General features: G+C 62.7%; 15 protein-coding genes. 8 read left to right on the forward strand and 7 right to left on the reverse strand.

Translation table 11 applies throughout. The features are described 5' to 3' along the window. Nucleotides 1-13 precede the first annotated feature (13 nt). The 3 genes from ABD847_RS02475 to ABD847_RS02485 are packed head-to-tail and all read left to right on the forward strand — an operon-like array spanning nt 14 to nt 4,757. Entirely contained in the window at nt 14-1,936 is a 1,923-nt protein-coding gene (locus tag ABD847_RS02475; protein WP_345009694.1) for a PrkA family serine protein kinase, read from the forward strand. Nucleotides 1,937-1,962: 26 nt separating this feature from the next. Further along, nucleotides 1,963-3,228: a YeaH/YhbH family protein gene (locus ABD847_RS02480; RefSeq protein ID WP_345009696.1), complete on the forward strand. Its 1,266-nt coding sequence runs from the start codon at nt 1,963-1,965 to the stop codon at nt 3,226-3,228. Between the two features lie 8 nt (nt 3,229-3,236). Continuing rightward, entirely contained in the window at nt 3,237-4,757 is a 1,521-nt protein-coding gene (locus ABD847_RS02485; protein WP_345009698.1) for a SpoVR family protein, read from the forward strand. A 14-nt stretch (nt 4,758-4,771) separates the two neighbouring features. Here the strand turns inward: ABD847_RS02485 and fadR are convergent, their stop codons facing one another. Then, complete coding sequence (fadR, locus tag ABD847_RS02490) at nt 4,772-5,485, reverse strand: fatty acid metabolism transcriptional regulator FadR (RefSeq protein WP_345009700.1); 714 nt, start codon at nt 5,483-5,485, stop codon at nt 4,772-4,774. 250 nt (nt 5,486-5,735) lie between these two features. Between fadR and nhaB the strand changes: the two genes are divergently transcribed. Then, nucleotides 5,736-7,316, forward strand: coding sequence for a sodium/proton antiporter NhaB (gene nhaB / locus ABD847_RS02495; RefSeq protein WP_345009701.1), 1,581 nt, complete (start codon nt 5,736-5,738; stop codon nt 7,314-7,316). Nucleotides 7,317-7,413: 97 nt separating this feature from the next. Continuing rightward, nucleotides 7,414-7,935: a disulfide bond formation protein DsbB gene (dsbB, locus tag ABD847_RS02500; RefSeq protein ID WP_345009702.1), complete on the forward strand. Its 522-nt coding sequence runs from the start codon at nt 7,414-7,416 to the stop codon at nt 7,933-7,935. A gap of 3 nt (nt 7,936-7,938) precedes the next feature. Here dsbB and ABD847_RS02505 read toward each other — a convergent pair whose 3' ends face one another. Beyond that, nucleotides 7,939-8,709 (reverse strand): CHAD domain-containing protein, encoded by a 771-nt coding sequence (locus ABD847_RS02505; RefSeq protein ID WP_345009704.1) that lies wholly within the window; start codon nt 8,707-8,709, stop codon nt 7,939-7,941. Beyond that, nucleotides 8,687-8,965, reverse strand: coding sequence for an acylphosphatase (gene yccX / locus ABD847_RS02510; protein WP_345009706.1), 279 nt, complete (start codon nt 8,963-8,965; stop codon nt 8,687-8,689). Before yccX ends, ABD847_RS02505 begins: the two co-directional genes overlap by 23 nt. 89 nt (nt 8,966-9,054) lie before the next feature. On the opposite strand from yccX, the gene ABD847_RS02515 reads away from it, so the two are divergent. Then, the gene (locus ABD847_RS02515) at nt 9,055-10,491 is read left to right on the forward strand and encodes a methyl-accepting chemotaxis protein (RefSeq protein ID WP_345009726.1); all 1,437 of its coding nucleotides are present in this window, start codon (nt 9,055-9,057) and stop codon (nt 10,489-10,491) included. 66 nt (nt 10,492-10,557) lie between these two features. Here ABD847_RS02515 and ABD847_RS02520 read toward each other — a convergent pair whose 3' ends face one another. The 4 genes from ABD847_RS02520 to ABD847_RS02535 all read right to left on the reverse strand — a co-directional run bounded on the left by ABD847_RS02520 (nt 10,558) and on the right by ABD847_RS02535 (nt 13,936). Beyond that, a complete protein-coding gene (locus ABD847_RS02520; protein WP_345009708.1) occupies nt 10,558-10,869 on the reverse strand; it encodes an AzlD domain-containing protein in 312 nt (103 codons plus the stop codon). Further along, entirely contained in the window at nt 10,866-11,606 is a 741-nt protein-coding gene (locus tag ABD847_RS02525) for an AzlC family ABC transporter permease (protein ID WP_345009710.1), read from the reverse strand. Before ABD847_RS02525 ends, ABD847_RS02520 begins: the two co-directional genes overlap by 4 nt. Nucleotides 11,607-11,676: 70 nt before the next feature. After that, nucleotides 11,677-12,537, reverse strand: a complete 861-nt coding sequence (locus ABD847_RS02530) for an AraC family transcriptional regulator (protein WP_345009712.1) — start codon at nt 12,535-12,537, stop codon at nt 11,677-11,679. A 73-nt stretch (nt 12,538-12,610) separates the two neighbouring features. After that, nucleotides 12,611-13,936 carry a 6-phospho-beta-glucosidase gene (locus ABD847_RS02535; protein WP_345009714.1) on the reverse strand — a complete coding sequence of 442 codons (1,326 nt, stop codon included), beginning with the start codon at nt 13,934-13,936 and terminating at the stop codon, nt 12,611-12,613. Between the two features lie 121 nt (nt 13,937-14,057). Between ABD847_RS02535 and ABD847_RS02540 the strand changes: the two genes are divergently transcribed. Both ABD847_RS02540 and ABD847_RS02545 read left to right on the forward strand, forming a co-directional pair. Then, nucleotides 14,058-15,035 carry a LysR substrate-binding domain-containing protein gene (locus ABD847_RS02540; protein ID WP_345009716.1) on the forward strand — a complete coding sequence of 326 codons (978 nt, stop codon included), beginning with the start codon at nt 14,058-14,060 and terminating at the stop codon, nt 15,033-15,035. A gap of 692 nt (nt 15,036-15,727) precedes the next feature. Continuing rightward, nucleotides 15,728-16,078, forward strand: coding sequence for a thioredoxin family protein (locus tag ABD847_RS02545; protein ID WP_345009718.1), 351 nt, complete (start codon nt 15,728-15,730; stop codon nt 16,076-16,078). Nucleotides 16,079-17,117 lie beyond the last annotated feature (1,039 nt).

The raw sequence follows: 17,117 nt of genomic DNA on the forward strand, positions 1-17,117 counted from the left end.
TTGGGGGTGGTACATGGGCATTTTCGAGCATTATCAACAACGCTACGAGGCATCCCGCCAGGAAGTCTACAGCCTGCAGGAATTCCTCGAACTCTGTAAAGAGGACAAGAGCTGCTACGCCTCGGCCGCCGAGCGCCTGCTGATGGCCATCGGCACCCCAGAGCAGGTGGACACGGCACAGGATCCGCGCTTAAGCCGCATCTTCTCCAACCGCATCATCAACCGCTATCCCGCCTTCAAGGATTTCTACGGCATGGAAGAGGCCATCGAGCAGATCGTGGCCTACCTCAAGCATGCCGCCCAGGGCCTCGAGGAGCGCAAACAGATCCTCTACCTGCTGGGCCCGGTGGGGGGCGGTAAGTCCTCCCTGGCCGAGAAGCTCAAGGCGCTGATGCAGAAGGTACCCATCTACCGGCTGCAAGGCTCGCCGGTGAACGATCACCCCTTCTGCCTGTTCGACATACTCGAGGATGGCAAGCTGCTGGAGCAGGAGTACGGCATCCCGACCCGCTGCCTGCGCAGCATAATGTCACCCTGGGCCGCCAAGCGGCTGCACGAGTTCGGCGGCGACATCAGCCAGTTCAAGGTGGAGAAGGTCTACCCCTCCATCCTGGATCAGATCGCCATCGCCAAGACGGAGCCCGGTGACGAGAACAATCAGGACATCTCTTCGCTGGTGGGCAAGGTGGACATCCGCCAGCTGGAGCACTTCGCCCAGAACGACGCCGACGCCTATGCCTATTCCGGCTCCCTGTGCCGGGCCAACCAGGGCATGATGGAGTTCGTCGAGATGTTCAAGGCGCCCATCAAGGTGCTGCACCCCCTGCTCACCGCCACCCAGGAAGGCAACTACAACGGCACCGAAGGGCTCTCGGCCCTGCCGTTTGAGGGCATCATACTGGCCCACTCCAACGAGTCGGAATGGCAGCACTTCAAGCACAACAAGAACAACGAGGCCTTCCTCGACCGGGTCTACATCGTCAAGGTGCCCTACTGCCTGCGGGTCTCCGAGGAGATCCACATCTATGAGAAGCTGCTGCAAAACAGCGAGCTGGCCAATGCCAAGTGTGCCCCCGGCACCCTGAGCTACCTGGCCCAGTTCAGCGTGCTCTCCCGCATCAAGGATCCGGAAAACTCCAGCATCTATTCCAAGATGCGGGTCTATGACGGCGAGAGCCTCAAGGACACGGATCCCAAGGCCAAGTCCTATCAGGAATACCGGGACTATGCCGGGGTAGACGAAGGCATGACAGGGCTCTCCACCCGCTTTGCCTTCAAGATCCTCTCCCGGGTGTTCAACTTCGACCATAGCGAGGTGGCCGCCAACCCGGTGCACCTCTTCTATGTGCTGGAGCAACAGATAGAGCGGGAGCAATTCCAGCAGGAGATCCACGACAAGTACCTGGAATTCATCAAGGGTTACCTGGTGCCCCGCTACATCGACTTCATCGGCAAGGAGATCCAGACCGCCTACCTGGAGTCCTACTCCGAGTACGGTCAGAACATCTTCGACCGCTACGTCACCTATGCCGACTTCTGGATCCAGGATCAGGAGTACCGGGATCCGGAAACCGGCCAGCTGTTTGACCGCGGCGCCCTCAACAGTGAGCTGGAGAAGATCGAAAAGCCCGCCGGCATCAGCAACCCCAAGGATTTTCGCAACGAGATCGTCAACTTCGTGCTGCGGGCCCGGGCCAACAACGGCGGTCGCAACCCCAACTGGACCAGCTACGAGAAGCTGCGCAGCGTCATCGAGAAGAAGATGTTTTCCAATACCGAAGATCTGCTGCCGGTCATCTCCTTCAATGCCAAGACCTCGGCCGACGAGATGAAGAAACACGAGAACTTTGTCGAACGCATGATGGAGAAGGGCTACACCCGCAAGCAGGTGCGCCTGCTGTCCGAGTGGTACCTGCGGGTGCGCAAGTCCGCCTAAGGTCGTATGCAGTATGAGGAGTAGCTATGGCCCATTTCATCGATCGGCGGCTTAACGGCAAGAACAAGAGTGCGGTGAACCGGCAACGGTTCATCCGCCGTTACAAGCAGCAGATCAAGAAAGCCGTCTCCGACGCTGTCTCCCGGCGCAGCATCCAGGATATCGAGCAGGGCGAGAGCGTCAGCATCCCGGCCAAGGATATCCTGGAGCCCCAGTTTCATCTGGGCAAGGGCGGGCACCGGGATCTGGTGCACCCGGGTAACGATCGCTTCGTCACCGGCGAGCAGGTGGAGCGGCCCAGCGGGGGGGGCCAGGGCGCCGGCCAGGGGGACGCCAGCAATCAGGGGGAAGGCCAGGACGATTTCGTCTTCGAACTCTCCCGGGACGAGTACCTGGATATCTTGTTCGACGATCTGGAACTGCCCAACCTGCAATCCACCCAGGCCAGCAAGCTGGTGGAGATGAAGACCTTTCGCGCCGGCTATACCGCCGATGGCGTGCCCAGCAACATCAACATAGTGCGCTCGCTGCAAAATTCCCTGGCCCGCCGGGTGGCCATGCAGGCCGGCAAGAAACGCGAGCTGGCCCGGCTGGAGCAGGAGCGCCACCAGGCCCTGATGGCCCCCGAGCCCGATGCAGTGCAGCTGGCCTGGCTAGATCAGCAGATCCAGAGCCTGAAAACCAAGATAGGCCAGGTGCCCTTCATCGACACCTTCGATCTGCGCTACAACAACTTCGTCAAGCGGGCCGTGCCCACCAGCCAAGCGGTGATGTTCTGCCTGATGGACGTCTCCGGCTCCATGGATCAGGCCACCAAGGAGATGGCCAAGCGCTTCTATATCCTGCTGTACCTGTTTTTGGCCCGCAGTTACCAGAACGTGGAGGTGGTGTTTATCCGCCACCATACCCAGGCCAAGGAGGTGGACGAGCAGGAGTTCTTTTACTCCCAGGAGACAGGCGGCACCATAGTCTCCAGCGCCATCAAGCTGATGAAGGAGATCTTGCAGGCCCGCTACCCGGCGGATCAGTGGAACATCTATGCCGCCCAGGCCTCCGATGGCGATAACTGGGCCGATGACTCCCCCCTGTGCCGGCAACTGCTGGAGGAGCAAATCCTGCCGCTGGTGCGTTACTACGCCTACATAGAGATCAGCCAGCGGGCCCACCAGAGCCTCTGGTACCAGTACGAGCACCTGGCCCAGCGCTTCCCCGGATTCGCCATGGAGAACATCCGCAAGGCCGACGACATACTGCCGGTGTTTCGTCAGCTGTTTAAGAAACAGGCCGCCTAGGAGGTGTTATGGAGACCAAGCGCCCCCCCCTGCCCGACGGGCCAGACTGGACCTTCGCCCTGCTGGATCGCTATCAGGCCGAGATAGAGCGGGTGGCCCAGCATTATCGCCTCACCACCTATCCCAATCAGATCGAGGTGATCACCGCCGAACAGATGATGGACGCCTATTCCAGTGTCGGCATGCCCATCGGCTACCACCACTGGTCGTTCGGCAAACGCTTCATCAGCACAGAGCAGCACTACAAGCGCGGCCAGATGGGGCTGGCTTACGAGATCGTCATCAACTCCAATCCCTGCATCGCCTATCTGATGGAGGAAAACACCCTGCCGATGCAGGCTCTGGTGATGGCCCATGCCTGTTATGGCCACAACTCCTTCTTCAAGAACAACTACCTGTTCAAGGCCTGGACCGATGCCGACTCCATCATCGATTACCTGGTATTTGCCCGCCATTACATCAGCGAGTGCGAGGAGAAGTTCGGCATCGACGAGGTGGAATCCCTGCTGGACTCCTGCCATGCCCTGATGAACCAGGGGGTGGATCGCTACAAGCGGCCGCAGAAGCTCTCCCTGGCCCAGGAGAAGCGGCGGCAAAAGCGCCGGGAAGAGTACCTACAATCCCAGGTCAACGAGCTATGGCGCACCCTGCCCAGCGCCCGGAAAAACCAGCAGACCCAACACCGCTTCCCCGCCGAGCCCCAGGAGAACCTGCTCTATTTTGTGGAGAAGAACGCCCCGCTGCTGGAACCCTGGCAGCGGGAGATCATCCGCATCGTGCGCAAGCTCAGCCAGTACTTCTACCCCCAGCGGCAGACCCAGGTGATGAACGAAGGCTGGGCCACCTTCTGGCACTACACCATCCTCAATCATCTCTACGATGAGGGGCTGGTGACGGATCGCTTCATCCTGGAGTTTTTGCACAGCCACACCAATGTGGTGGCCCAGCCGGCCTACAACAGCCCCCACTATTCCGGCATCAACCCCTATGCCTTGGGCTTTGCCATGTTCCGGGATCTGCGACGGATCTGCGAGACCCCCACCGAGGAGGACAGACACTGGTTCCCCGACTATGCCGGTACCCCCTGGCTCGACACCCTGCACTTTGCCATGGAGAACTTCAAGGACGAGAGCTTCATCAGCCAGTTCCTGAGCCCCAAGGTGATGCGGGACTTCCGCCTGTTTGCCATCGAGGACGACGATCAGCGCAACTACCTGAAGATTGGCGCCATCCATAACGAGGATGGCTACCGGCAGCTGCGGCAAAACCTGGCGGCCCAGTACAACCTGAGCAACCAGGATCCCAACATTCAGGTATTCGATGTGGATCTGAAGGGTGACAGAACCCTGCGGCTGCGCTACGTGCCCCACCAGCGGGTGCCGCTGGATGAGAGCCACCCTGAGGTGCTCAAACACCTGCACCGCTTATGGGGCTTTGCCGTCACCTTGGAAGAAGAAGGCGCAGAGGGGGATCTGCGCCTGTTGGGTCGCTGCCCGACGCCAGTGGAGGCATCCCACGGGCTGGCGTGAGGAAAGCTGCTGGCTCAAACCTCCTCGAGATTGACCGACATCTTCTGCTTCAAGCGCGCCCAGAGCACACCGGACTGGGCGCCATATTGCCGCACCAGGTAGACCACCGCATCGGCGTCACGCTGCTGCGCCAGCTCCCCCAGCTTCTGGTAGAAACCATAGGCCAGCTCCCGCGCCTGCACCTCGGCAAAATAGATGCGTCCCACCCGGCTGTACAGACTCTTAAAACCGTTGAGGATCAGGGCATAGATGGGGTTGCCGGAGGCAAAGGCCAGTTGGTGATACAGGCGGTAATCGAAGTCGGCAAACTCGTCGGGCTGCTCGGTCAGATCCGGCGCGCCGGTGACCAGACTCTGCACCATGTCCGGATTGTTCTTCACCGCACCGCGCAAGAAGATGGCACTGATGTTGGTGCGGGCGGAGAGCAGTTGATCGATCAGCGCCGGAAACTTCTCCTGATCCAATCGACCTATGGTCTCCAGGATGTTGAGCCCCGAGGTCTCCCAGAAGTTATTCACCCGGGTCGGCTTACCATGCTGAATGGTCAGCCAGCCATCCCGCGCCAGGCGCTGCAGCACCTCCCGCAAGGTGGTGCGGGTCACGCCAATCAACTCTGAAAGCTCACGTTCGGCAGGCAATATGGTGCCGGGGGCGAAGCGGTTATTCCAGATGGATTCGATGATGTACTCTTCGGCAAATCCAGCCGGGCTTTGGGCTTTGATGACCATGTCATTGCTCGTTGGTGTAAAAACAGCGGCGATGATAACAAAGGCGCCATAAATGTAACAAGCACAGGTGCGACCAGTTGGACTCAGCTGACTGTAACTGTTTGAGCCAGCTCAAATCTGGCTCATTTCTCGGCTATTGTGTTAGGGCATGACAGCCAATTTGTTTACACTCCCTAGCTTGGCGCCCCACCACGTACCGCGCGCCATAAGGGAAATAACAACTAATCGTGGCCAATTTAGAGAAAACGCAATGAATATAAGTTTGAGCAGGGCTTTTGCCCTCAATTTCCTTGGCAGTGCGCCCAAGTGGTACAAGATGAGCATTCTGGCCTTCTTGTTGGTTAATCCCCTGTTGTTCAGCCTGGATCCCTTCGTGGCCGGTTGGGTCTTGGTGGCTGAATTCATCTTCACCCTGGCCATGGCCCTCAAGTGTTATCCGCTGCAACCCGGTGGTCTGCTGGCCTTGGAGGCCATCGCCATCGGCATGACCAGTACCGCGCAGGTCAAGCACGAGGTGGCGGCCAACCTGGAGGTCATACTGCTGTTGATGTTCATGGTGGCCGGTATCTACTTCGTGCGGCAACTGCTGCTCTACGTCTTCACCAAGCTGCTGGTGCGGTTGCGTTCCAAGGTGGCACTCTCCTTGGCCTTCAGCCTGATGGCCGCCTTCCTGTCTGCCTTCCTGGATGCCCTGACCGTGCTGGCGGTGGTGATCAGCATCTCGGTGGGCTTCTACGGCATCTACCACAAGGTGGCCTCAGAGCACCCGGCGGATCACGACATGAGCAACGATGATACCGTCAAGGATCATCACAAGAACGATCTGGATCAGTTCCGCGCCTTCCTGCGCAGCCTGCTGATGCACGCCGGGGTGGGGACCGCCCTGGGGGGCGTCTGTACCCTGGTGGGCGAACCGCAGAACCTCATCATAGGTGAGCAGGCCAGCTGGCACTTCGCCGAATTCGCCATCCGGGTGGCCCCTGTCTCTGTGCCCGTGTTCATCTGCGGTCTGCTGGTGTGCATCCTGGTGGAGAAATTCCGCTGGTTTGGCTACGGCGCCCTGATCCCGGACTCCGTCTATCGCATCCTCAAGGAATACGATGAGCATGAAGATGCCAATCTGACCACCCGGGACAAGGTCAAGCTGGCGGTGCAGGCGGTGATCTGTGTCTGGCTGGTGCTGGGCCTGGCGCTGCACCTGGCGGCGGTGGGTCTCATCGGCCTGTCGGTGATCGTGCTGGCCACTGCCTTCACCGGCGTGACCGAGGAGCATGCCATCGGCAAGGCCTTCACCGAGTCCCTACCCTTCACCGCCCTCTTGTGTGTCTTCTTCACCATAGTGGCGGTGATCGTGGATCAGCACCTGTTCGTGCCTGTGATCCAGTGGGTGCTCAATGCCCCGGCCGAAACCCAGTTGCCGCTGTTCTACCTGGCCAACGGCCTGCTCTCCATGGTCAGTGACAACGTGTTCGTCGGCACCGTCTACATCACAGAGGTGAAACAGGCCTGGATGAACGGCACCATCAGCCGGGATCAGTTCGACATGCTGGCCATCGCCATCAACACCGGCACCAACCTGCCGTCGGTGGCCACCCCCAACGGCCAGGCCGCCTTCTTGTTCCTGCTGACCTCCACCCTGGCGCCCCTGGTTCGCCTCTCCTACGGTCGCATGGTCTGGATGGCCCTGCCCTACACCATAGTGCTGACCCTGGTGGGTCTGGCCGGCATCATGTTCCTGCTACCGGATCTGACCCAGAGCTTCTATGACATGGGCTGGATCAGCCACCACGTGGCGACGGCTAGCCCCGCCGCCGCACCGGCAGGCCATTGATCAGTCACGCAATTAACCGATAAAGGACCCGCTGGGTCCTTTATTTTTAGCGGTTTTTATTTTCTAATCAGCCACTCGTCTCTCATCAGGAATCACCATGTTCGCCACCCTTCAAGCCTTTAGCGCCAGACGTACCGGCTGGGCGCTGCTCGCGCTCTCTATCCTGGCCTTTGAGCTGTGCGGCCTCTATTTCCAGCACGTGCTGGATCTGCAGCCTTGTGTGCTGTGCATCGACGAACGGATTGCCTTTTTGGGAATATTGGCGGCGGCCCTGCTGGCCCTCATCAACCCGCGCTGGTTCATCCTGCGCTGGGGCGCCCTGCTGCTGTGGGGCTTGAGTGCCCTGCGGGGTCTGCAGCTGGCGTTGAAGCACACGGATCTGCAGCTGCATCCCTCCCCCTTCAAGTCCTGCCCCCTGTTCCCCACCTTCCCGGCTGACCTGCCGCTGGACAGCTGGATGCCCTGGATGTTTCAGGCCACTGGCGACTGCTCCGAACGGCAATGGTCCTTCTTGAGCTGGGAGATGCCCCAATGGCTGATCCTGATCTTCGGCGCCTACCTCTTGGTGGCCCTGGTCATCGCCCTGGTGAACCTGCGCCGTGGCGGCTGCTGCAACTAAACCTTAATCTGCAGCGGTAGTCATCGCCTGGCAAATATCCCAGAGCGCCTGCCGCTGCCCCAACAAGCGCACCTGGCGCAGCCAGGATGCCGCCGCCACCTCACGGCGCAAGCGGTGACTGCCTTGCCCCTTGAGCCACTGGGCCAAGCCCGTCAGATCCGAGATCTCCCCCAATGCCGTCTGCCAGTGGCGCAAGGGCGCCAGCTGGTCCGGCGTCGCCCCCAGCAGCCACCTCAGATAACGCAGCCGCTTGATGGCCAGTCGCAAGCCATGGTAACGCGCCGGTTTTCCTGCCTGGAGCCGTTCATAACTGGCCATGACCCGTTCCACCGCCTGGGCCTGATAGCGGGCGAGCCAGGCGTCCCACGGCAGGCTCAGGGCCTGAGCCAGATCCTGACGGTGGGCACTCAAACCGGCCAGCAGGCGACGGCTCGCCTCGGCATCGGGCCGCCCGGCGCTCTGCGGTCGCTGGGCCAACAACCGCTGCTGCCAGCGGGTGGCCTCGGGCCAGCGGGCCAGCCAGCCAAGGCGCACCTCCCAGTCACGCTGGGCATTGCTGGCCTGGATCAGCGCCTTCAGCCGCGGCGCCAGGCTGGGTCGCCAGGGATTGGCCAGCACCAGTAAGGGACACGCACTGAGCAGGGTACGGACGCAGACCCGAAAATCGTGACAGTCGTCGGCCTGCCAGTCGGGCTGCGCCAGCAGACGAGTCAGCTGGCTGATCTGTTGCTCCAGCGCCTGCTGCAGCTGCTCAATGGGCGAAGAAGCCGTCATAGTCCCGATCCAGCTCGGCCAGCTCCTCCAACTGCACACGCTCGACGCTGGCGGTGCGCGGACCGCTGTGCAGCCAGCTAAGCAGACTTGCCACCTGCTCGGCCTCCCCGGCCGCCAACACCTCGACGGAACCATCGGCCAGGTTGCTGGCACGGCCCACCAGGCCCAACCGGCTGGCCTCGCGCTGGGTGAAGTAGCGAAACCCCACCCCCTGTACCAGGCCAAACACCCGAGCACGCACACACCGTTGAGACATTTTGTGATCCCCCCATACTGCGGTTATTCCGCCAGATCGCTAGAATGAAAGGGTTTTCTTTCTTCCTTTCATACGAGATGCCAAGAATGATAAAAAAACCCAAGATGAAATGGCTTCATCCCTTGCTCACCCGCCTCACCATCGCCGAAAAATTCTGGCTCATCTTCTGGCTGCCCCTGCTGGTGCTGGTGCTGGTGATGGGTGTGACCCTGGCCAACAACCAACAGCTGCGTGACGCGGACGATTATGCCGCCTTGGTGGGTCAGGTTGAGCTGGCCGCCAAGCTCATCGGTACCGAGGGCGAGCTGGCGGGCAAGCTGCCCGCCAATCTGAGTCTGAGCAAGACAGGCGCTCCGGGCAAGCTTGAAGAGGGTGACCTCCTCCGCTACACGGCCCAAAGCCCCAGTGGCCAGTATGTCACCGGCACCCTGGATCTGAGCCAATCCAGCCTGTGGGCGCATCAGGGCAGCACCCTCTTCGTCCTGCTGCTGGCCGTGCTCATCATGGGCCCCATCACACTGCTGCTGGGCCAATACATGCGCCACAGCCTCTATGATCTCATCTCGGCCCTGCAGCGCTTGTCCGAGGGCGACATGCGGGTACGCATGGCCCTGCCGGCGGCCCGGGATGAATTCACCGTGGTGGCCGGCTACCTGGATCAGGTGGCCGAGCGGCAGCAGCGCACCCTGCACCGGGTGAACGACAGCGCCGAGGCCCTGGAGATGTTTGCCGACGAATTCCGCGATGCCGCCGCCGAGGGTCAGGGCATCGCCCAGTCCCAGCGCCAGTATCTGGACTCGCTTGCCACCGCCATGGAGCAGATGACCGCCGCCATCCGCGAGGTGGCGCGCAATGCCAACGACACCTCCACCCAGACCCGCCTCTCCAGCGAGGAGGCCACCCAGGGAGCCAGCCGCGTCAACCTGACCATAGACTCCATCCAGACCCTGGCCGACGAGATCAGCCACGCCTCCAGTGCCGTGGAGCAGCTCACCAGCCGGGCCAACAAGATCAACGAGGTGGTGACCGTGATCAACGCCATCTCAGGCCAGACCAACCTGCTGGCGCTCAATGCCGCCATCGAGGCGGCGCGGGCCGGTGAGCAGGGCCGCGGCTTTGCTGTGGTGGCGGACGAGGTGCGCACCCTGGCGGGCCGCACCCAGCAGGCCACGGTGGAGATACAGCAGATGATCGAGGAGCTGCAATCGGGCACCAGCGATCTCAACAACATCATGGAGAAAACCGTGGTGAAGGCTGCCGAGAGTCGGGAGCTCATCAGCACCGTGGGCCACGACATAGAGCGCATCGCCAGCTACAGCGAGTCGGTGTTCGAGATGAGCGCCCAGATCGCCACCTCCTCCGAGCAGCAGAGCTCGGTGGCGGCGGACATCGCCCAGAACCTGGAAGAGGTACGCAGCCAGTCCATGCAGGTGGAGGAGTCCACCGCCAGCACGGTGGCCGGCACCCAGAACCTGATGGTGACGGCGCGGGAGCTGACCCAGCTGCTGCACGGCCTCAAGCTCTAGCGCCAGACCCCTTGCTTCACCTTCCCAGCAGACGCCCCGGTTTCCCGGGGCGTTTTTTTGTGCCAGCTAGCCCCAGTGCCGCAGGCAGAAGAAGGCCAGCAGGCTGCCCAGCACGGTCACCAGGGTGTGGCGCTGCCCCAGGGCCAGCCCCATGGCCACCAGGGCCGCCAGCAGGTAGGGGTTGGTCAGCCGGGTGTCCAGCGCCCCGTCTCGCACCCATACCAGGGGCACCCAGATGGCGGTGAGCACCGCCGGCGAGGCGAAGCTCAAGAAGCGCAGGGTGCGGGGGCCCAGCCGCAGCGGCAGACGCCGCACCAAAAACAGGTAACGGCTGCCAAACACCAGGGCCGCCATGGCCAAAATAAGACCCAGACTCATCCTCTGCTCTCCCTGGCATCAGCCCGCCGACTCAGGCCATAACCTACCGCCATGCCCCCCAGGCTCGCCACCAGCAGCCCTACCTGGGGAAAGTACAGCGCCCCCACCACCGACAAGCCGGCGGCGCTGAGCACACAGCCCCACACCGCCCGGCTGCGGCAGCCGGGCAGCACCAGGGCGATGAAGGTGGCCACCACCGCAAAGTCCAGCCCCCAGTGGGTGAGATCCGGCAGGCTGTGACCCGCCACCACCCCCACCAGGGTGGCCAGATTCCAGCCCAGATAAAAGCTCAAGCCCGCCCCCAGGGCAAACCAGGGGTCGAAGGCCTTCAGCCGGTCGACGGTATGCAGGGCGAACAGCTCGTCGGTGAGCAGGAAGCCCAGCCCCAGCCGCCAGGGCCGGGAGAGCGGCAGCAAGGTAAGGCGCCAGGCCATGCCGTAAAGCAGGTGGCGGGCCGTGATGAGGGCCGTGGTGGCCAGGATGGGCAGCCAGCCCAGCTGGGACTGCACCATGCCGATGGCCACCAGCTGGGCGGCGCCGGCAAACACCAGCACCGACAGGACCTGGCCCTGCCAGGGCGCCAGGCCCGCGTCCATGGCCAGGGCACCGGCCAGTATCCCCCAGGGGGTGACCGCCAGGGTGAGGGGCAGCATGCTGCGGGCCCCCCGCCAGGCAGATAGCCAGCGGGAGTGAACGGGGTGCGCCTGGGGCGCGGGATCGGAAAGCGACTGGGACATGACAAGGACTCGATAAGGGAAACGGGCAAGGCGCGATGGCGACAAGCGACAAGCCAGCAAAACGCCGAGCTTAGCGCGCTGACGCGCCGCAGACTTGTATCTTCTTGCCTTGTACCGCGGCGGCGAACTGGCCCGGGGTCAGCCCCATGGCCCGCTTGAAGTGCCGGTGCAGATGGCTCTGATCGTGAAAGCCGCAGGCCGGCGCCACCTCCAGCAGCGGCATGCCCTGGCGGATCAGCGCCCGGCTTAGGCGCAGGCGGGCCTGGATCTGGTAGGCATGGGGTGGCAGGCCATAGCGGCGACCAAATTGGCGCAGCAGATGAAAGGGGCTCATGGCCGCCAGATCCGCCAACTGCGTCAGGCTCAGATCCGCCTGGGGCGTCTCATCCAGCCAGGCCTTGACCCGGGCCAGCCGGTCCCGGGCCGGTGCGGACTCGGCCAGGGCGGCGGGACGGCGACCGTGGCGGCACATCAGATCCAGCAACACGGGATAGAGCAGGCTCTCGGCCTGCAAGCGGCTGTGGGGGCCGGCCAGCAGGGCAAACAGCTGCCGCAGCCGCAGCGCCAGATCGGCATCGGCCACCACGGCGGACGGGAAATAGGGGGCGCCGGCCAGCCCCGCCTGGCGGGCCAGGGCGGCAAACTGTTGCGGCGTGGGATAGCAGGCGCGGTAGCTCCAGCCCTCGGCGGTGGCCGATTGGCCGTTATGCACCTCGTCGGCGTTGACCAGAATGATGCTGTGGCGCGGCGCCACATGGTTGGCCCCGGTGCGAAAGAAACGCTGGGCACCTGTCTCTATGACCCCTAGCGTGTAGCCCTCATGGGTATGGCGAGAAAAGTTCTGCCTGTGGTAGCTGGCGTCCAGCAGCTCCAGTCCGCCCAGCACCTGTGCCTGTCGATAACAGGCCTGCTCCTGCGATGGCTTCTGCATACTGCCCTCCTGTGTGCCGGCCCATCATAGCCCAAGGCCGGCACGGGAGCTTTGTATAAAATTGCCGGACTGATCAGCGCCGCAGGTGGGCGTACTGGGGCAGGTAGGCGGCATTGCTCGCCAGCAGATCATCCAGTACCTGCCGGGTCACAGGTCCCTTGCGCACCATGGGGTTCAGGGTCAAGGCCTGCAAGGCGGTGCCGTAATCCCCGGTGACGGCCGCCGCTACCGTCAGCTCCTCGAAGGCCTTCATCAGCCGCAGCAGGCCGACGATGGCCGGATTGGCGAAGGGCTCGACGTTGAGCGGCACAGGGCCGTTGCCTGTGATGACGCAGCTCACCTCCACCGCACAGTCCGCCGGCAGCTCCTTGATGGCGCCGTTGTTGCGCACGTTGACGTGCATTATGGTGCGCTTGTCGTTATGGATGGCGCTGATGAGCTCGCAGGCGGCATCCGAGTAGTAGGCCCCACCCCGCTGGGCCAGCTCCGGCGGCTTGATGTCCAGCTTGGGATCCCGGTAGCGCGCCAGCAGCTGCTCCTCCAGCCGGGCCACCACCTCGCCCCGGGTGCCTTCGCGTTTCTCATGCTCCAGCTCGTGCTGCATGATCTCATCGGGCAGGTAGTAGTAGCGGTGATAGCAGCAGGGGATCACCCCCAGGTTCTTGAGCTGATCTGGATCCCACTTGAACGGCGGTATGTTCTTGGGCCGCAGGGCATCGGGATCCTCGGCCACCCGCGCCAGCAGCTCCGGCAGCTTGTCCTGACCGTTGAGCCAGGCGTGACGTATGTAGATGAAGTGATTGAGCCCGGCCACCTGGATCTGGCACTGACCCGGCGCCACCTGCAGCATCTGCTCCACCCCCTTCTCGGTGAGCACAGGCACGTTGCACAGCCCCACCACCTTGATGTTGCTGTGCTTGAGCACAGCTTCTGTGACCATGCCGGAGGGATTGGTGAAGTTGATGAGCCAGGCCTCCGGGCACAGGGCCTCCATCTGGCGGCAGATATCCAGGATCACGGGTATGGTGCGCTGCGCCTTGGCAAAGCCCCCCACCCCGTTGGTCTCCTGACCAATCATGTCGTACTTGAGGGCCGTGCGCTCGTCGTTGATCCGCGCCGGAATAAGCCCCACCCGAAACTGGGTACAGACATAATCGGCCCCCCGCAGCGCCGCGGCCCGGTCCAGGGCCAGGGTCAGGCTGAAGGGATCGCCGGCCCGCCGGATCATGCGCCGGGCCAGATCCGCCACCACCTGGGCCTTCTCCCAGCCCGCCTCGCAGTCCACCAGCCACAGCTCCTTGATGGGCAGTTGGTCCAGCCGGTTCAGGAACCCCTCGATGATCTCGGGTGTGTAGGTGGAACCGCCGCCTATGATGGCGATCTTCAATGCGTCTTTCATGGCCTTGCTCCTCTTAATCGCAATAGCGTCAGTCTAGTCGCCCTAAAAAATTCATGGCAGCGCACAATATTTGCCACAGGCATGAGTAAAATTCATACCACTACTCCCCCGAGGCCTCCCCATGACCGACACCCCCTTAGCCGTGGGCAAGACGGCCCAACTGCTGCGCCGCGCCAGCCTGTCGGCCCTGCAATGCTTCGAGTGCGCCGCCCGCCACCTGAACTTCACCCGCGCCGCCGACGAGCTGATGCTGACCCAGAGCGCCATCAGCCACCGCATCCGCAGCCTCGAAGAGCAGTTGGGCTACGCCCTGTTCCTGCGCACCCCGCGCCAGCTGAGCCTCACCGACGAGGGGCGCCGGCTGTTCGAGGTGATCCACGCCGGCCTCGGTCGCCTGTATGACGAGCTGGACAGCATCGACAAGGGCAGCGCCACCGGCCTGCTGGTGGTGGGGGTGGTGCCCACCTTCGCCCGCCACTTTCTGGTGCCGCGGCTGGCGGACTTTCACCGCCAGTACCCCCATATCCAGCTGCGGGTCCGGGTGCGGGCCAGCCTGCTGGACTTCAACCGCGATCCGGTGGACGCCGCCATCTATTACGACGAGCATCCCCAGCCCGGGGTGCAGTGCCTGCCGCTGTTTGGCGAGACCTTGAGCCCGGTGTGCGCCCGCCGCTACGCCGACGAGCACGGCCTGTGGGACAACCCGGCCGCCCTGGCCGGCTGCCGCTTCCTGCACGATGTGGAGGCCCTGCACCCGGACGCCGTGTACGACGAATGGCAGCAGTGGCTCAGTGCCGCCGGGTTGGCGCTGGACATCCAGCAGCGCTGTGACATCTTCAACCACTTCGATCTCACCCTGGCGGCGGCCATGAACCAGGTGGGCGTGGCCATGGGCCGCGGCCTGCTGGCCGCCCCCCGGCTTAATCGCGGCGAGCTGGTGCAACCCTTCGCCCTGCAGATCCCCTCCCGCCGGCGCTACTTCTTCCTGTGCGGCAAGGAGAACGCCGAACGCCCGCGGATCCGCGCCTTCCGCCAGTGGCTGCTGGAGCAGGTGGCCCAGATGCCCGAGGGGCCCTGGAGCCTGGCGGCAGGGAGCTAGCTGCCTGGCGGCAGATAGGTCTTGAGGGTGGGGTCGCTTGGCCGTTGTGATCCGGCGGCTCAGATTGGGCTTTATCCGTTCCGCCCTTGTCAGCCACAACGCCTTTCCAACCTCCCGCTGCACGGGGGCGTGCCAAGGGGGCTCATGCCGGCATCGCCTTCCTTGGCAACGCATCCCTGACTAACGACCCGCTCCGGGCTCCTGCCCTACGCGCCAAACCGGGACCGGGATTGTCAATCCCGTCCCGGATCCGGTTTGGCCCCGGCACTCCCTGCTGTCTGGGCCTGCGGCTTCCCTCGTCATCTCCGGGGGATAACGGCCCGCCATCGACGCCGCTTCGCCCTCCCTGGCTCCGCATCCCGCTCGGGCTATCCCTGCCCTCGCGCCAAACCGGGCCGGGATACTCAATCCCGTCCCATCTCGGTTTGGCCCATGCATGATGATGACTGGTGCGGCCTCCCTGCCGCACCGCCCGACCATCGCAGTCGACTCGGCCAGACAGAGGGGAGACGGATCCCGTAAGCAGCCCAGACGTCGAATGTTGGTGATGGATTTACTCCAAAAAGCAAAGACGCTGACTAAACACGGTTCCGTACTAAGGGCGGCAGGCTTGGCATTGATTTGGTTGGTCTGGTTGAATAACTACCGCTATGAACAAGTAACAGCCACATTTTTGGCAAGAAGAGGATCGTATGGACAATCTCTGCAAGGGCTATAACCCCGACTATTCCGAAGATGCGCCCAGCTTGGAGCAGGTCAGTGGGCAGCCGGGGGCGCTGCTGCTGGAATTTGGCGCGCCCTGGTGCATGCACTGCCAGGCCGGTGCGCGGGCGGTGCAGGCCGCCATGGCCGATTATCCCCAGCTGCCCCATCTCAAGCTCTATGACGGCAAGGGCAAGCCCCTCGGCCGCGCCTTCAAGGTCAAGCTGTGGCCGACGCTGATCCTGCTAAAAGACGGTCAGGAAGTGGCACGGCGAGTGCGGCCTGTGATGGCCGAGGAAATGAGGGAGCTGCTGGCGCAGCTGGACAGCCGGGGGCAATAGCCGCCGGATGCGGGATTGAACACTGGCTCCCTCCCCTGCCAAGGGGAGGGTTGGGGTGGGGTCAGCATTGGGCTGGCTCACCTTCGTTGAGGTTATTTATCCAGAAAAGCTTTGCCCGTTGCGCCCTGTCGGGCAGCGAGACTTTGCCGATACCGCTGGTGCGGGACTGATGTAGCGGTTGGGCCGTTCCGCCCTTTGTCAGCAATGGTTCCTTTACCTTCTCCGCAGGCACGGGGGCGTGCCAAGGGGGCTCGTGCCGCCCCCTTGGCGAACCCGGCACTCCCCGCTGTCCGGGCCTGCGGCTTCCCTCGGCGTCATCGGGGAATCACGGCCCGCCATCGACGTGTTCCAGACACGGCGATGGCTGACTCGGCCTCCTGCCTCGTCGCCTATCCCCCGCTGCCACCTCGGCCAGACAGAGGGGAGCCAGATCCCGTTAGCCAGCCCCTGAGACGCCGCCGATTAATCAATTTGCTCAAGCCCCGTAGGGCGCAATAGCAAAGCGTATTGCGCCGGATACCGAACGCCCAAGCAGCCAAGGCGGAACGGACTTCACACGTAGGTTGGCACTGAGCAGAAGCGAAGCCCAACATTGCCCCCAGCCAGCCACTTTGACAGATTGCCAAATGTGACCTACTCGCATGTCAAAGTTCGCAAAGGCAGGTTAGGATAGAGACTCACAAGGATGTGGTGCAAGCAGCAGTGTGAGGGCTGAGACTCAGGGGCGGTAGCGTCTGCATCGGGTCAGAAACCAAGCCAAAAACCACAGGGAAACCACTGTGTAAATGATCAATAAGAACACGATCAGGTCCCACTGCGGGATAGGTGGCCAATTTGCCGCCTATCCACAGACGCAAAAAAATCGTCGAAATTTCCACTGTCAAGACAATGGGTTGCATAGAAAATAAAGCTTACTAAATGGAACTAGGCGGCTGGCTACCCGTGGATAGGTGGCAAAATGCCGCAGAATAAATTGTTGCACTCGCCGAGGCAGGCCTCGGAGAGGTCCGATTTAGACGACGGCGAACACATTAATACT

Source organism: Pseudaeromonas paramecii (genome assembly GCF_039540575.1).
Lineage (GTDB): Bacteria > Pseudomonadota > Gammaproteobacteria > Enterobacterales > Aeromonadaceae > Pseudaeromonas > Pseudaeromonas paramecii.

What these genes read in the sequence shown, in the direction of transcription:
- ABD847_RS02475 (WP_345009694.1), top strand. Translation starts at nt 14, where the DNA reads ATGGGCATTTTCGAGCATTATCAACAACGCTACGAGGCATCCCGCCAG.
- ABD847_RS02480 (WP_345009696.1), top strand. Translation starts at nt 1,963, where the DNA reads ATGGCCCATTTCATCGATCGGCGGCTTAACGGCAAGAACAAGAGTGCG.
- ABD847_RS02485 (WP_345009698.1), top strand. Translation starts at nt 3,237, where the DNA reads ATGGAGACCAAGCGCCCCCCCCTGCCCGACGGGCCAGACTGGACCTTC.
- fadR (WP_345009700.1), bottom strand. Translation starts at nt 5,485, where the DNA reads ATGGTCATCAAAGCCCAAAGCCCGGCTGGATTTGCCGAAGAGTACATC.
- nhaB (WP_345009701.1), top strand. Translation starts at nt 5,736, where the DNA reads ATGAATATAAGTTTGAGCAGGGCTTTTGCCCTCAATTTCCTTGGCAGT.
- dsbB (WP_345009702.1), top strand. Translation starts at nt 7,414, where the DNA reads ATGTTCGCCACCCTTCAAGCCTTTAGCGCCAGACGTACCGGCTGGGCG.
- ABD847_RS02505 (WP_345009704.1), bottom strand. Translation starts at nt 8,709, where the DNA reads ATGACGGCTTCTTCGCCCATTGAGCAGCTGCAGCAGGCGCTGGAGCAA.
- yccX (WP_345009706.1), bottom strand. Translation starts at nt 8,965, where the DNA reads ATGTCTCAACGGTGTGTGCGTGCTCGGGTGTTTGGCCTGGTACAGGGG.
- ABD847_RS02520 (WP_345009708.1), bottom strand. Translation starts at nt 10,869, where the DNA reads ATGAGTCTGGGTCTTATTTTGGCCATGGCGGCCCTGGTGTTTGGCAGC.
- ABD847_RS02525 (WP_345009710.1), bottom strand. Translation starts at nt 11,606, where the DNA reads ATGTCCCAGTCGCTTTCCGATCCCGCGCCCCAGGCGCACCCCGTTCAC.
- ABD847_RS02530 (WP_345009712.1), bottom strand. Translation starts at nt 12,537, where the DNA reads ATGCAGAAGCCATCGCAGGAGCAGGCCTGTTATCGACAGGCACAGGTG.
- ABD847_RS02535 (WP_345009714.1), bottom strand. Translation starts at nt 13,936, where the DNA reads ATGAAAGACGCATTGAAGATCGCCATCATAGGCGGCGGTTCCACCTAC.
- ABD847_RS02540 (WP_345009716.1), top strand. Translation starts at nt 14,058, where the DNA reads ATGACCGACACCCCCTTAGCCGTGGGCAAGACGGCCCAACTGCTGCGC.
- ABD847_RS02545 (WP_345009718.1), top strand. Translation starts at nt 15,728, where the DNA reads ATGGACAATCTCTGCAAGGGCTATAACCCCGACTATTCCGAAGATGCG.